This window comes from [Chlorobium] sp. 445, from assembly GCA_002763895.1.
Lineage (GTDB): Bacteria > Bacteroidota > Chlorobiia > Chlorobiales > Thermochlorobacteraceae > Thermochlorobacter.
This window is the reverse complement of sequence record NSLH01000009.1, coordinates 34,344-49,558: the sequence shown is the minus strand read 5'-3', so window position 1 is coordinate 49,558 and position 15,215 is coordinate 34,344. Positions and strand designations below refer to the sequence as shown.

At 48.3% G+C, this 15,215-nt stretch carries 12 protein-coding genes and 1 tRNA gene; 2 read left to right on the top strand and 11 right to left on the bottom strand.

The genetic code is table 11. The features are described from left to right. Position 1: 1 nt before the first annotated feature. The 3 genes from CMR00_05300 to CMR00_05290 form a co-directional block, all read right to left on the bottom strand. A complete protein-coding gene (locus CMR00_05300) occupies positions 2 to 718 on the bottom strand; it encodes an ABC transporter (protein PIO48347.1) in 717 nt (238 codons plus the stop codon). A gap of 79 nt (positions 719 to 797) precedes the next feature. Beyond that, the gene (locus CMR00_05295; protein PIO48346.1) at positions 798 to 1,799 is read right to left on the bottom strand and encodes an isocitrate dehydrogenase (NAD(+)); all 1,002 of its coding nucleotides are present in this window, start codon (positions 1,797 to 1,799) and stop codon (positions 798 to 800) included. A gap of 239 nt (positions 1,800 to 2,038) precedes the next feature. Next, positions 2,039 to 2,269 carry a hypothetical protein gene (locus CMR00_05290; GenBank protein ID PIO48345.1) on the bottom strand — a complete coding sequence of 77 codons (231 nt, stop codon included), beginning with the start codon at positions 2,267 to 2,269 and terminating at the stop codon, positions 2,039 to 2,041. 106 nt (positions 2,270 to 2,375) lie between these two features. Between CMR00_05290 and CMR00_05285 the strand changes: the two genes are divergently transcribed. Both CMR00_05285 and CMR00_05280 read left to right on the top strand, forming a co-directional pair. Beyond that, on the top strand, positions 2,376 to 2,756 hold the full coding sequence (locus CMR00_05285) for a preprotein translocase subunit SecG (GenBank protein PIO48344.1): 381 nt from the start codon (positions 2,376 to 2,378) through the stop codon (positions 2,754 to 2,756). Positions 2,757 to 2,773: 17 nt separating this feature from the next. Beyond that, positions 2,774 to 2,846 (top strand) — tRNA-Lys (locus CMR00_05280). Between the two features lie 90 nt (positions 2,847 to 2,936). Here CMR00_05280 and CMR00_05275 read toward each other — a convergent pair. The 8 genes from CMR00_05275 to smc form a co-directional block, all read right to left on the bottom strand. Further along, a complete protein-coding gene (locus CMR00_05275; GenBank protein ID PIO48343.1) occupies positions 2,937 to 4,415 on the bottom strand; it encodes a hypothetical protein in 1,479 nt (492 codons plus the stop codon). Positions 4,416 to 4,484: 69 nt separating this feature from the next. Continuing rightward, the gene (locus tag CMR00_05270; protein ID PIO48342.1) at positions 4,485 to 5,108 is read right to left on the bottom strand and encodes a hypothetical protein; all 624 of its coding nucleotides are present in this window, start codon (positions 5,106 to 5,108) and stop codon (positions 4,485 to 4,487) included. 170 nt (positions 5,109 to 5,278) lie between these two features. After that, the gene (locus CMR00_05265) at positions 5,279 to 5,983 is read right to left on the bottom strand and encodes a hypothetical protein (protein PIO48341.1); all 705 of its coding nucleotides are present in this window, start codon (positions 5,981 to 5,983) and stop codon (positions 5,279 to 5,281) included. 136 nt (positions 5,984 to 6,119) lie between these two features. Beyond that, a complete protein-coding gene (locus tag CMR00_05260) occupies positions 6,120 to 8,951 on the bottom strand; it encodes a phosphoenolpyruvate carboxylase (protein PIO48340.1) in 2,832 nt (943 codons plus the stop codon). A 77-nt stretch (positions 8,952 to 9,028) separates the two neighbouring features. Next, complete coding sequence (locus tag CMR00_05255) at positions 9,029 to 9,562, bottom strand: hypothetical protein (GenBank protein PIO48339.1); 534 nt, start codon at positions 9,560 to 9,562, stop codon at positions 9,029 to 9,031. 78 nt (positions 9,563 to 9,640) lie between these two features. Continuing rightward, the gene (gene aroA, locus CMR00_05250) at positions 9,641 to 10,948 is read right to left on the bottom strand and encodes a 3-phosphoshikimate 1-carboxyvinyltransferase (protein PIO48338.1); all 1,308 of its coding nucleotides are present in this window, start codon (positions 10,946 to 10,948) and stop codon (positions 9,641 to 9,643) included. Further along, positions 10,948 to 11,631, bottom strand: a complete 684-nt coding sequence (locus CMR00_05245; protein ID PIO48337.1) for a hydrolase — start codon at positions 11,629 to 11,631, stop codon at positions 10,948 to 10,950. Before CMR00_05245 ends, aroA begins: the two co-directional genes overlap by 1 nt. Before the next feature lie 17 nt (positions 11,632 to 11,648). Further along, complete coding sequence (gene smc, locus CMR00_05240) at positions 11,649 to 15,185, bottom strand: chromosome segregation protein SMC (GenBank protein PIO48336.1); 3,537 nt, start codon at positions 15,183 to 15,185, stop codon at positions 11,649 to 11,651. Between the last annotated feature and the right edge of the window lie 30 nt (positions 15,186 to 15,215).

Genomic DNA, 15,215 nt, shown 5'->3' with positions numbered 1-15,215 from the left:
TTTAGGAAGCGTCAAGACTGGTCGGTGCTGCAGAGTGCACAAGGCGTTCATCGCTAATGACTGAGCCACCTTTCAAGCGGAGAATGCGCTGCGTTTTTTGGGCAAGTTCGAGATTATGTGTTACCACAACAAGCGTTGTGCCTTTATCATGGTTGAGTTCGAAGAGCAGTTGCTCAATTTTTTCGCTGGTCTCTGCATCAAGGTTACCTGTCGGTTCATCTGCAAAAAGGATTTTGGGACGGTTGATAAATGAGCGAGCAATGGCGACACGCTGCTGCTCACCGCCAGAGAGTTGCGCAGGGTAGTGTGAGAGGCGATGCCCTAAGCCGACGCGCTCCAGAAGCTCTATTGCATCGCGCCGCGCCCGTTTTTCACCACGCAATTCCATCGGCACCATCACATTTTCTAGCGCTGTCAGTGTAGGGATAAGTTGAAAACTTTGGAAGACAAAGCCGACAAATTGATTGCGCACACGCGCTCGCTCATCTTCACTGAGCACATCGAGCACAGTGCCACAAAGCGTAATTGAACCAGAAGTTTGTCGGTCAAGACCAGCACAAATGCCAAGCAGAGTGGTTTTGCCGCTGCCCGAAGGACCTACGATTGCGCAGGAATCACCTTCATTGAGCTCGAATGAAACATCATTTAGAACGGTAAGAGACCCTTCACCACAGCGGTAGGTTTTCGTTAAATGTTCGGCAAGAAGAACTGTAGACATACTGATGAAATTAGTGCAGACATCAAAAATATATGCTCGTAAAGTATGCTCTGAACAATCAAGTGATTTCTTTCTAAAACTATATGATATACTTAATCAGTTCATCGGCGTATTGCTCTGTGGTAGCATGGCCTTTGAGATCGGGCGTGCGCACTTTGCCTTCTCCCATCACACGATAAATTGCGCTGGTAATGCGTTCTGCTGCATGATGTTCGTTAATGTGTTGCAGCATCATGACGGCTGAAAGCAGCATCGCTGTTGGGTTTGCGATACCTTTACCTGCAATGTCGGGCGCAGAGCCATGCACAGCCTCAAAGACACTGGCTTCGGTGCCAATGTTTGCGCCAGGCACGACACCTAATCCACCTACAAGTCCAGCGCACAAATCCGAGACAATATCGCCGTAGAGATTTTCAAGTACCATGACATCGAAACGCTGTGGATTGAGTACAAGTTGCATGCAGCAATTGTCTACGATGACTTCGTCGTATTGAAGCTCGGGATAATCTTGGCTAACCTCTTGGCAGCATTTGAGAAAAAGCCCATCGGCAAGTTTCATAATGTTGGCTTTGTGAATAGCGCTGACTTTTTTGCGATGATGCGTGCGTGCGTATTCAAAGGCAAATTTTGCAATGCGCGTTGAGGCTTCGCGTGTAATCACCTTCGAGGCTTGAATAACGCCCGGAGCAATTTCATTCTCAATGCCGGCATAAAGGCTTTCAGTATTTTCGCGCACAACGACAATATCAACCCCTTCATACTTTGCGCCAGCACCGGGCAGTGTCTTGACAGGACGCAAGTTGGCGTAAAGATTCAGCGTTTTGCGCAGTTGCACATTGACAGACTTGAAGCCCTTTCCCACTTCCGTGGTCAGCGGTCCTTTCAGAGCAACTTTATTGCGCAGAATTGAGTCAAGTACTGCTTGCGGCAGCGGGTCGCCATATTTTTCAACTGCGGCTTTGCCAGCAAGATATTCTTCCCATTCAATTTTAACGCCCGTCGCAGCAATGATGCGCTTGACAGCATGCGTGATTTCAGGACCGATGCCATCGCCAGGCAAAAGTGTGATGGTGTGCGACATACAAAGCAAGTTTTTGAGGTTGCATGAAACAGTTGAAATGTACAGGGTGAAGTAGCGTTTAGAACGCTTAGAATTAAGGCAGACGAGCAAATTCTGTCAATGCAAAGATAACAAACTCGATAACAAACCTTAATGCTCTACTATGACGAGGCGCAAGACTTTTTTCGTGGAAGTAAGCTCGAGCGCATGGATTTATGCTCAACGAGCAGCGAGCGCAGACTGCAAAGGTCTGCGGCAGTTTACTCTGAAAACTTGCGCCAAAGATAAAGGATAGCAGAAAGTAAAAGCGAAATCAGAATAGATGTGCCAAGCGGAAAATAAAAGCTAAAATTTTCTCGCTCAATTTTGAAGTCAAGTGGCAAGCGACCCAGCCAGTTGAATGCAGAAATTTTTGGCGCAAAGTAAAATGCGGCACCAAGAAGAAGCAGAAGTGCGCCAAGCCCCATCAACAATTTACCGAATTCTGACATCGCAAAACTTTTTGACAAATTTAAATTCGTATATTAAATTTTAGGTCTCAAAAAAATTTAAGCAATTCAAAAGAGCCAAAAGGCAAAAAAGCAAAAGTATAAAGGTATGCATATTGCGCATGTTATTGTCGTTGTAGCAGCAATGATTGTTTCAATCTTATTGATTTTGGTGGTACTCTTGCAAAGCAGCAAGGGTTCAGGCTTAGCTAGTGCTTTTGGCATTGGAATGGGGGCAACACAAGTGTTAGGGGTGCGCCGTACAGCCGACATTCTAAGCCGTACGACAACTTACCTTGCGGTTATTTTTATGTTGCTGTGTGTCGCGGCGGAATTTACGACACGCTTAGGCAAAGAAGAGACACCGCAGGAAAGTATCATTCAGAAGAGTGCGCCAAAGACAGCGCCAACGTTGCCCTCGCTGCCATCGACTGGGTCTTTACCAAAAGACGAGGCCCCTGCTGCGCAGCCAAGTGACTCTGGCAAGTAAGTGCAGCGTATAGACAGGCATCCGTAGCTCAGTTGGTAGAGCAGCTGACTCTTAATCAGCGGGTCCTAGGTTCGAGTCCTAGCGGATGCACAGAAAATTTCTCACGCCTTCTGTTCATACCATACTGTTCGTTTGCCTATCCTGTTTGAGTGATGCAGGTTGCCCATCCTGAAGGCTTCTTCAAAATCTAAAACTTGCTGTAAAGACGATATTGCTATTGCGAACGGTTTCATTCACCACGCGAGAGCCGCTGTACAATCTGCCTTGCAGATTTTGCGTGGAGAGAAGGTAGGCGATGTCGATGGAGAGTGTTTGCTGAAAAAGAAAACCTGCACCAAAACTCAAGGTTTGTCGTGCATCTGCAAGTGAGGTGCTGATGCGCTCATTTGGATTGTCTGAAAGTCGGTAGCGGAACGGTGTCTGTTGAATTGTGTAGCCCACGCGCAAGCGCAGCGGCAGCAATAGGGGGCGTGCTTCAAGTCCAACTGATGCTCCAAATGCACCTTGTAATTCCGATGCGATAACACGGTTGATGTCAGCAAATGAGATAGCAGCACTGCTGTAAGAAAGCTGCGTCCAATCACGGTAGTTAAATTCTGTTCCCAGCGTGAAGAACGAGTCTTCGAATGAAAGGCTAATTCCAAAGACCCAAGGTGTTTGCAAGCGATATTCTATGTTGCTTGCGGGAAGTGCATCATTAAAGACTGCGCGGGTTGCGCCATCAGGTGGGCGTTCATAGCGTGTTTGCAAGCTCGTAGTGAATCTATCTTTCAATTCAAGTAACAACGGCGTTTCGAGTGTGAGACCAACCCGCCAGTTTTTATCAGTGCGATAAAGCAGTCCAGCTTTGATATTCCAGCCGGAGGCTTCGGTTTCAAACTCTTCAGAAAGTGTCAGGGAAAGGAAATTGGGGTAGATGTTATTTTCGTCGCTCTCGGTGAAGTTGCGCATGAAGCTGTAGCGCGAGTTCATGAGATTGAGTGTAGCGCCAACAAAGAGCGCGGGTGCAACTTCGATTGCGGCAGAAATTGAAAACGCATTGGCGCCACCATCTTCGAGCAAGTTAGAACGCTGCAGAACCTGACCACGATTGATAAGTGGATCGACATACTGTCCATTTCTATCGTTGATAAGGAAATGATTAAATGCAAGCGCGCCCACGTCGTCAAGTAAAATACGTTGCTGCGAATCGAAACGGGGGGTAAAAGAAAGAAACCAATCGCTAATGCTGCCTGATGGATTGAAGGCAGTGGCATTTTGTGCGGCACGGAAGTTTCTTAGTCGGTTGTAGCCTGCAGCAACGACAAAACTGCCTTGGTAGGTCGGAAAAGGCACAACAAGACCGATGCTGTTGAGCGCATTGCCTGAATTTGTAGCATTGTTGCTGACATCAAGGTAAAGCGCATCGGCGCTGTATTGGAAAAAGTCGAAGCCGAGCGTTGCCTCAAAACGCTTGATTTGTCCAAGTCCAGCGGGGTTGAAGAAAACGGCGGCGTAGTCGTCGGAAATGGCGCTGTATGCCGGTCCAATAGCAATGGCTCGTGCCCCAATGCCATGACCATGTTGCGCTTGGCGCACGGCGTCGATTTCATTTTGAGCTCGCAGCGTTGAAGCACAAAAAAGTAACAAAAATGGCAGCAAAATGAGGCGAGACGTCATAGCCTAACGTTGTGGTTTAGAGTTGAGAGAAAAGCGTTGTTAATGCCACAAGCACGACGAACCAGTGTATTACTCACGAATGCGTCCAGAAGAGCGTGGTGTAGACTCTGACTTCGATTCGCCACTACTTTGTCGAGACCCGTGATTTTCTTTGCTCGACGAGCCAGCCTCAGAAGAGGAGCGTGTGTTTTGCCCAGATGAAGAAGGCTCAGAAGGTTGTGCACCGCTGGCAGCAGTCGTAGCAGAGGCAGGAGATGATGCTGGGGTCGTGCGTGCAGCGGGTTGCGCCCCGGAATGCGGTGCTGAACTTTGCATCGCACGACCGAAAGAACGCCGATAACTTTGACGGATACGCTCAGGTGTAGATGCAGCAGCGGGCGAAGTACTTACGCCATAGAAACCAGACTCTACAATCACAGGATTGAACCACCACGCAGCGTAATAGTAACTGCCTAAGTCAGAATGAAGATAATTTTCATAACCACGCAGTTCAGGCATAGCGCGGGTTTGAAGTAAATCGATTTTCTCGATGCTGGTGGTGCTGCCCGACGTGCGCAAAAGATGACGATACACATCAAACTTGCTGGGCTGATTGGCGTGACAGTTTCGGCAGTTCGAAGCCAGTGTAACTTCTTCAAAAATATATTTCTCAAGATGTTCGTCGTAGACTTCTACCTCAGGATGTGAAAGCATCGTATAAGTGGCACAACCTGAAAGCAAAGCTATGACAAGGAGTAGAGTGGCAACTAAGGTGCAACGCATAACTTCGTATCACAAGGTTTAGCGGTTTCTGCCAGAGCTGCGCGTCCCTGAACTCGATGAAGCCGAGCGCGATGACGAGGAACTGCCAGGACTTGGTGAACTCACCGATGAAGGGCTTGAACTGCTCGAGACAGTTGAGCGCGAACTGAAGAAGAAGATGGACGTCGTGTTGATGAGGTCCCTTCAGAATTTATCCACGGCAAAGTGTAATAGCCCGGACTTACAGGGCGTCGGACTGCATTGCGCTTATCTGATGCCGATTCAGAAGATGAGCGTGATGCATTGCCTTGAGGAGAAGCAACAGGTACAGCTGCGGGTGCAACTGTACTAGGTAAAGTTGAACTGTGGCGGATGCGACCAAAGTTACGCGGCGTGCCTGCAACAGGTGTAGCAGGTGCAATAACAACGGGAACTTGAAGCCAAGGTCCAACAGGATAACCCCACGCCCAGTATGGTGATGACCAGCCCCAGCCGCCATGCCATGCCCAGTATGGTGATGACCAGCCAAAACCAGCAAAGGACCAAGGAGAGACAAAGAACCGGTCAAACCAAGGATCAGACCAGAATGGTGTGTAGCCCCAAGCACCTAAGAAGGGTGAGGCAGGCAGAGGCATGTGTGGCGAAAGATACTCTTGAATAATCACGGTTAGGTCGCCATTTGAGTCTTCTATGGTTTCTACTTGGGTTTCAGGAGCACGCATGTTGCGAGAAAGACGCGGATCGTCGTCAGCAAAAAACTTGGTATAACAGCCTGTAAGACTGCTCATCAAAAGCAGGGAAACGAAGAGCAAAGGCACGCGCATCATACAACCTCCAAGAAAAAGTTCATAAGGGCTTTTTACTTCTTACAAAACTTAACGTGCAAAAGTTTCGCTTAAAAGCAATATCATACTGTGACGCGGCATGGATTTGAGCGTAGTGAGCAAGCCGAATGAGAATCCATTAGCCTGTATTGCGAATGCCTGCGGCAACGGAATTGACGGAATCACGCAGAACTGCAAGCAATTTTTTTCGCATCTCTTCGTTGTCGCAAGAGCGATATTTCTTCATGGCAATGACTTGGATGTAACTCAGTGGGTCGATGTAGGGCTCACGGGCGCGCAGTGAGCGACGAAGTGTAGGGTTGTTTTCTAAAAGCGTTTGCTGAGAGGTGATTTTGCAGATAAGATCAATCGTGTGGTAGAAGCGCGTTTCAATAGCGTGAAAAATTTCTCTGCCCAAAGCGGCATCGCTGACGAGCTTGGAATATTCTTCTGCGACGCGAATATCGCACTTAGAAAGCGACATTTGCATACTATCAATCAGGGTTCTGAAGAATCGCCAGTCCTCATACATTTCTTGAAGCAGGGTCATGGGTGTTCCGTTAGCAAGTACAGCGTCGAAGCCATCGCTGACGCTGAGCCAACTGGGCAGAGTTGCGCGGCTTTGTGTCCAAGCAAAGACCCAAGGAATGGCACGAAGATCTTCGATGCGTCCTGCACCACGCCGGCGCGAGGGGCGAGAGCCAATTTTCATTTCGCTAATGATTTCAATTGGTGTGGCTTCATAGAAATACTCTGCAAAGCGGGGATTGTCATAGACGAAGGCGCGGTAGGCTTTAAACGCGGCGGCGGACATTTCTGACATAACATGCAGCCACTCAGGTTTAGGGTCTGGTTCATGCATGGCATCGAGGGAGGCAATCATGACCGCGGTGGTGGTAAGTTCCAAATTGCGTGTCGCAATGTGGGGCGTAGCGTATTTAGAGGATATGATTTCGCCTTGCTCAGTGAGTTTAATTCTGCCATCGATGGTGCCTTTAGGTTGCGCTAGAATAGCTTGATGAACAGGTGCACCACCACCACGCCCAACAGTGCCACCACGTCCATGGAACAGTTTGAGTTTAACCCCGTAGCGTTCCGCGCAGGCTTTAAGGCGAATTTGGGCGTTGTAGAGTTCCCAGTTCGAAGCCAGCAAGCCACCGTCTTTACTCGAGTCTGAATAGCCAATCATGACTTCTTGTAGCATACTGCGTGCGCGCAGTTGTTTTTGGTAGACTGGCATCTCAAAGAGTTGGCGCATGAAGTCATCGGCGTGTTGCAGGTCGCTAATCGTCTCAAAGAGCGGCACGATATTCAGGTCGCTTTGGAATTCATCGCTATCAGTGTGGCGAATTAAGGCAGCTTCTTTAGCAAAGAGCATCACTTCCAAGACATGGCTAACTTCTGCGGTCATACTGATGATGTAAGTATCAATTGCGCGGCGGCTAATAGATTCAAGCGAGCGGCGAATTTGACGGAACGTGCGTATCACTTCATTGGTCTCTTCAGAAAAGCCAAGTTTGTAAGGCACAAGTGGACGGCGCGTTTGAATCTCTTGCGAGAGCCATGCGCGTTTTTCCATCTCGCTCATTTCTGAGTACCGCTTTGGCAAAAGGCGCAAGCTGGAGACAATCTCATCGAGTGCTTGAGTGTGCTTGCTGCTGTGTTGACGAATGTCAAGGATGAAGAAAGAAAAGCCGAAAACTTCAAGACGGCGAATCAGTTTGCGCACTTGTGCCTCGGCAATGCGCTTACCTTTGTTTGCAATAAGGCTGCGCTCGACAACGCGCAAATCGTCTAAAAATTCTTCCTCACTGTGATACGCTCCTGTCAGCATGTGCTCAGCATCCAGAGAGGCGAGAGTTTGAGAAAGCCTGTAAGAGATATAGCGCAGTTTAATGCGGTAGGGCTCATTGAAGTTTCTGCCAGCCCAACCAGCTTCAATTGCGTTGCGTCCATACGCCTGCTCATCGCGCGCAATAGAGGACTTCAATTCTGCGGAGACTTGAACACGGTTGAGTGAACTGCTTAGTTCAATTACGGCTGCTTCAATACTGGCAATGTATTTCTTTAGGACTTCCGATTTAAGAAAGCGCAGCGTATTGCGCGTTACCTCATGCGTGACAAATGGATGACCATCACGGTCGCCACCTGTCCAAGAGCGGATACGCAAAAAGGGCGGAATGTGAAAAGTATAATCGGGATAAAATTTGGATAGCGCCTTTTCAAGGTCGGCATAAAGTTTAGGTAAAGTATCCCAAAAGATGTTTTCTAAGTAGTAAAGTTGGTTACGCACTTCTTCAAAGACGGTCAGGCTACCTTCACGCACATTGTCGGTTTGCCACAGTGCGGTGATAATAGCAGCAAGTTCATCAATCGTGTCATTGCGCTCATTGGGGGTCAGATTAGGTTGACTGAGCCGTTCCAAAAGTGAAGCGATATTGCGGCGTTTGAGCAGTACACTTTGGCGTGCGGCTTCAGTAGGGTGTGCGGTCAGTGTGGGCTCAATTGAGAGCTTAGAGAGCAGGGCTTGAAGGTCATCGGCACTGATGCCACTGTGCTTGAAGCGTTCGATGACCTCGTAGATTGAACCTTCAAGCACAGGTTCTTTACCAGAGTCAGCAAGTTGTCGGAGTGTTTCGGTATCACGACGAGCTTGATGGACTTGGTCAGCCACATTGGTGAGATGAAAAAATGTACCGAATGCACGCACCAAGTTGCCTGCTTCTTCGACCGTGAGAGATTCTAAAAGGCGCATCAGCTCAGTGCGCAGATTGTCTTTCTTCTCAAGGCGAATCTCCTTGCAAAGCAAACGCACCTTTTCTTCTAACTCTAAAAACGAGGCACTTTCTTGCTCAACAAGTGTTTGCCCGAGAAGATTGCCAAGCAGTTTAACATCGCGCTGCAAGAACTCATCTACCGCTGAGGCAAGTGCTTCTTGTGGGACAGATACCTTGATACCGCTGCTCTCCATTGATACGTCAGAAATTAATGTTTAGCACAAAAACACTAAAAAGAAACAACGCCTACAGGGTAGCAAATCTGGGTTATCTAAGCTTTTTGCTGTGTGACACCGGCAGTTGGTGAAATTCGAAAGGCGCTAAAGAAAGCCTCAAACAAATTGCCTTTTCGCTGCATTGAGGCGGCATCCTCACTGACGTTTTCAAAGCCGACGGTTGAAAAGTAAATGGCTTTGTCGTAGAAATAATTGATGCGTTGAGAAAATTCTAAAGCACGCTGCAGTTCCAGACTGTCCTCAAACACGCCTTGATTGCTCACATAGTTCCAAAGCTCAACGCGTGCAAGAATAATTGAATAAATCACCTCACTGAGTTTGAAGCCTTGCTGGGCGCGCTCCCGACCGAGCATGACGAAATACTCGGCAATGTCTTCGAGTGTAGATTCCTCTTTTTTGAGCCAATAGCCTAAGCGGCTATAGATGTTATAGACGGAATCGTGCAGCGACGCATCCGAGAAGTTGCGATAACTTTTTGTCGCTTCATTAGTTTTGACTTCTTGAATCCAAGATTTGGTGAGGGATTCCGCGTGATTTTCAATCAGGCGAATAAGACGATTGTACAACATACTCTAATGCAGGTTTTATGCAGGTTTAGTTTAGCAGTAGAAATCTAAAGCATTTCTGTGTTCGTTCAAAACAAAGTTTTATATGCGTGTCAGAGCATCAAGGATTTGGAAAAAGTTTGGAAAGGACACTGCGATAGAAGCCTGCTCAGAGAGTTCAAGTGGGGTGGCAGCAAAATAAGATGCAATGTGAAAACTCATGGCGATGCGGTGGTCGCCAAAGGTCTCGATGCGAACAGGACGTGTGGGAATGCGCTCACGGCCATGTACGCAGAAGCCATCGGGGTATTCCTCACAAGTAAAACCAAGTGCGCGCAAATTGAGCACAAGTGCAGCAATACGGTCTGATTCTTTCGTGCGAAGTTCTGCAGCGTCGGAAAGAGAAAATCGCTCTGTTGCCAGCGCTGAAAGCACGGCAAGCATGGGAATTTCATCAATGACATTGGCGACAAGTGCCTGTCCTGAAAGCATAAGTGGCAAAGAAAGTGCAGCATTTGAAATCACAATATCGCCAAGACGTTCGCCGCCGAAGTGTCTTACATTTTCGAGTCTCAAATCTGCACCAGATGCACGAAGCAGGTCGAGGTATGCCGTGCGTGTAGGATTCAGACAAATGTTTTTCAAAACAAGGTCGGAGTGGCGCGCAAGCAGCGCAAAAGCGATGATAAAACAAGCCGCAGAAGGGTCTGCTGGAATGACAAAATCTTGCGCTGCAATTTCTCGAGCGCCACGAATATAGACTTTGTAGCGTCCATCGCTCAGCGTTTGACTCTCTAAGCCAAGCATCAATTCCGTGTGATTGCGAGAGCATGCAGGTTCAATGACTTCACTTGTGCCATCAGCGTGCAGTGCAGCGAAGATGATGGCAGACTTCACTTGCGCAGAAGCGATGGGCGAGGCATAGGAAATTGGACGCAGGGCGGTTGAGCCTTGAATGTGAATTGGCGCGGTGTGCGCAGGTGAAAGCTCAATTTTGGCGCCCATTTGGGAGAGCGGCTCTGCAATGCGACGCATCGGGCGTTTCATCAGCGAAGCATCGCCAAGAAGTGTTGTAGAAAAAGGCTGTGCGGCAAGAATCCCAGAGAGCATGCGCATGGTGGAGCCAGAGTTATGGCAGTCAATCGGTGCAGCCGAGGGCTTAAAACTCCATAGCCCCTGCGCGTGTATGACAACCTCACGTCGCCCGTCTGAATGAAGCGTTTGCTCACACGCAATGCCGAGTGCGCGCAGGGCGTTAAGTGTGGTTTGATTATCCAAGCCACCAGAGAAATTCTCAAGGCGCGATGTACCCTTGGCTAATGCCGCAATCAGTGCGGCGCGGTGCGAAATAGATTTATCTGGCGGTAGAGTCTCAAGAGTACCACGTACGAACAGTTTCTCAGAAGTCATTACGAGAGGATTGCGTCTAAGACGGTTTCAGTATCAGCAAGATTAGCAAAGACATAATCGGGTGAATAGGCTTGGAGTTGCGACTCGGTGTAGAAGCCAGTGGCAACAGCAATAGCTTTTGAGTCGAGCACTTTTGCACAATTGACATCATGCGGGGTATCGCCAATGATGACCACTTCTTTAGCTTTGAAGCGTTTGCCAGTGTAAGCAAATGCACGCTCGACGGCGATGGGCGGCAGTGCGTTGCGTGTCTCGGCATCATCGGCAAATGCACCGAAAGGAAAGTAGTGATTGAGATTTTGCAAGGCGACTTTGTGCCGTCCCGATTCCTCAAAGTTACCAGTAAGCAAGCCAAGACTAACGTCATAGCGTTGCAGGCATTCGAGCAATTCAACAACACCTACCATCATTTTAATATGTGCAGGCGTAACGCGTTCTTTGAAGAGTCGAATGTAAGTTTGTTTGACAGCTTGAAAGCCGCGCTTGATGTCTTCATCGCTTAGTCCAGCAGCACGCATCACTTCAGAGATGATGACGCTGTCGAGTTTGCCTGCAAAATCGTGTGTCTGTGCAGAACCTGAAGTACCATAAACACTTCGGAGTGAATCAATTAGCGCATTGCGACTAATGCCCTCTACTTTGAGCAGAGTGCCATCAATATCAAACAAAACAAGTTTGTGCATGTGGCAGTGAGCCAAAATTAGGTTGTCTGCGTATCATTAAAGCGTACGGCAACAAGTTTTGAGACGCCTTCTTCTTCCATTGTAACGCCATAGAGTGTGCGCGCAGCTTCCATGGTACGCTTATTGTGTGTAACAATAATGAACTGTGTATCCGTTGCAAATTTTTGGAGCAGTTTGACAAAGCGGTCGATGTTGGCGTCGTCGAGTGGGGCATCGACTTCATCGAGAATGCAGAACGGACTGGGCTTGACAAGATAAATCGCAAAGAGCAGAGCTGTTGCGGTCAAGGTTTTTTCGCCGCCAGAAAGTAAGGTGATTGCCTGTGGACGTTTGCCCTTTGGTTTAGCGATAATCTCGATATTGGCTTCCAGTGGGTCGGGCGCATCTTCCAAGATCAGGTCTGCCTCATCGCCTTCATTGAAGAGTTCGCGGAAAATGTTGATGAAGTTTTGACGAATCGCTTGAAAAGTCGTGTTGAAGAGTTCAGCGGCGGTTTTATTGATTTCAGCGATGGTGTCGTGCAATTGTCTTTCAGCTTTGAGCAGATCGTCGCGCTGAGAGACAAGAAAATCAAGACGCTTTTTTTCTTCTTCGTACTCTTGAAGTGCCAGTTCGTTGACAAGTCCGAGCGAGCGCAGTTTTTGTTTGAGCTGTGTGGCGCGTTCTTGTGCGGCGTGCATCTGAAAGTCATCAGTTTCAGCAAACTCTTTTTGTGTGAGTTCTACATCGAACTCAGTTTTGATGACTGTGCGAATATGTTCGGCGCGAAGCGAATGTTGAGAGAGTTGCTGTTGAAATTCCAGAATGAGTTGTGAGAGCACTTCGCGCTGGCGTGAAAGGTCGCGCAGTTTGGATTCACTTTGAGCAAGTTCGCCTTTAAGCGTGGAAACTTCGCCCTCGAGAGTGTGGCAGCGGTTCTGCAGCACGTCGCGCTCAGTGTAAAGTCGGTGCAAATTGTCGTTCATTGTGTCAAGTTCACTGCGAAGCCGAAAAATCTCGTCTTGACTTTGTTGAGTTTCAGTGAGCAATTTTTGTTGCTGACGCATACTGGCGTTTTGTTCATTTTCCACGCTGTGCACTGCAGCGCGCAGTTTCTCGACAGCAAATTCAAACTCTTTGAGTTGCAAGTTTTTTTCTTGCAGCGCTGCATTTTGGGTTTGAACATGTTGTTCGGAAAGTTCAATAACGCGCAGATGCTCATTGAGTTCAAGGTTGAGGGCTTGAAGGTGCGATTCCATTGTATCAAGTTCGGGTTGCAGCGAGGCTAAGGCACGCGCAAGTTGCTCTTTTTCGCTATCGAGCAGGGCTACGCGTTCGGTCAGTTCCACAATTTCTTTCTCAAACGAAGTGCGCTCAAAATCAGCTTGCGACAGCCGTTTTTCAAGTTCTAGCAGTCTCTGTTCAGAGCGGCGAATTTCTTGCTCAAGCTCGGAGAGTGTGATGTCAGAAATGGCGCGTTGCAAGTCGTTGATGCGCTGTTCGGTGGAGCGGATCTGCACTTGAAGTGCCTCAGTTTCTATAAGCAGCCGTTCCATTTCCTCGCGTTTGCCAATGCGAAGTCCTTCAGACGCTTTGACACTTCCGCCACGAATGAACCCACGGGCACTGAATTTTTCACCAGAGAGTGTAACAACTTCAAGATGCAGATAGCTGTTGCCAAGTTGCACAGCACGCTCTAAGTCAGGAGCGACAATCACATGTCCAATCAGAAGTTCCAAAACAGGGCGAAGTTCGGGTGCAATACGCACCATGTCAATAAGGCGTGTAACATTGCTTATGTTTGAAAAATCGGGCAACGCAGGCGCTGAGAGTCTATCTAACACTGTAAAGGTGAGTTTGCCTTTAGCTGCAGTTTTAAGTGCGCTAATGGCTTGCAGCGCATCGTCGGTTGTAGGCGAAATGTAGAGGCTTTGCGCTTCGCCAAGAGCGGCAGCCAGTGCAAGTTTGTACTCCTCATCTATTGAGACAAGGTCAGCCAAACTGCCCAGACCAAAGCGTTTGTTTTGTTCCAAGTCTAAGAACTTGACGCCTTCGGGCAAGCCTTCATAACTGTCCAAAAGCGATTGCAGAAATGTCAGACGAGTGTGTTTAGCATCACGGTCGGTGCGAAGGCGCAGTAAGTGTTCTTTCTCATGTTCAAGTTCAGCCTGCAGCTGTGCGCGATGTGCTTTAGCGTCGGCGAGAGCGGTTTGACGTGCGCTCAGCACCTGGCGTTCGTGCTCAAGTTCAAGTTTGAGCGTTTCTATTTGCGAGCATCGCTCTGTGATTTTTTCTTCCAGGTCGTTTCGGCGTGTATGGCTTTGAGTGCGCTGTGCATCGAGATTTTCAATGCGATTGTGCAGCGATTGGCGTTCAAGCGTCAGGGCACTAATTTTCTTGGATAGCTCAGCAATTGATGTGCGTTTTTGCTCGAGCAACTGGCGCTGTGCGCGCAGTTCCTGTTCGGCTACAGCAAATGCGGCTCGCGATTGCTCGAAGGCTTCATGGTGATTGCGCAAGTCTAACTCTTTAAGACGCAAATCTTCTTGCAGCGACAGTTTTCGCGTGCCAAGTTCTGAGAGTTTGGTGCGAATGCTCTCAAGTTCAGCTTCAGCGCGGGAGAGCGTCTGCAAGAGCAATTTTTGCCGCTCTTCGTTGGAGAGAATCTGTTTTTCAGTAGCAGTAATCAGTTCAGTTTTTTGATTAGCGTCTTTCTGTGCTGCACTCAGGGCTTTTTCAAGATCAATGAGAGCAAGCGATTTGGCTTGAATATCGGCATCAAGGGTATCGATTTGAGTGCTGAGGACAAGTTTTTCTTGCTCTTCTTTGGCAAGGCGTTCGGCAAGCGGCTGGGTTAGTCGAGCAATCTGGGCAAGTTCGCGCTCGGCAATAGCAATTTCAAGCTGGCGCAATTCCTCGCGTGCCTGACGTGCTTGCTCGGCTTTCTTAGCTTGGCGCTCAAGTGAAGCGACTTTCTTTTCAACTTCCAAAATAATGTCTTGAACCCTTGCTAAATCTTGTGAGGTTGTCTCTAACTTTTTGAAGGTTTGTTTTCGGCGCTGCTTGTATTTGGTAACCCCTGCAGCTTCCTCAAAGAGTTTGCGCCGTTCATCAGCATTCTCAGAAAGAATCTGCTCAATCATCTTCAGCTCAATGACCGAGTAGGCATCGCTGCCCATGCCAGTGTCGGTAAAAAGGTCTGTGATGTCTTTAAGGCGACAAGGCACTTTGTTGAGCAGATATTCACTTTCGCCATTGCGGTAGAGCCGACGCGTGATGGTTACTTCGCTGTACTCGGTGGGCAAAATGTTTCGCGTGTTTTCAATCGTAATGGAGACTTCTGACATACCTAGCGGCTTGCGTGTTTTTGTACCATTAAAAATCACATTCTCCATTTTGTCGGAGCGCAAGACACTAGTTTTTTGCTCGCCAAGCACCCAGCGAATTGCATCGACAATGTTGGTTTTGCCACAGCCGTTTGGACCGACGATGGCGGTCAGACCGCTATCGAATTTCAAACTGACGCGCTGCGCAAAACTCTTAAAGCCGAAAACTTCTAAACGTGAAAGGTACATTGAGACTGAGAAGACAAGTTATGGTTGATA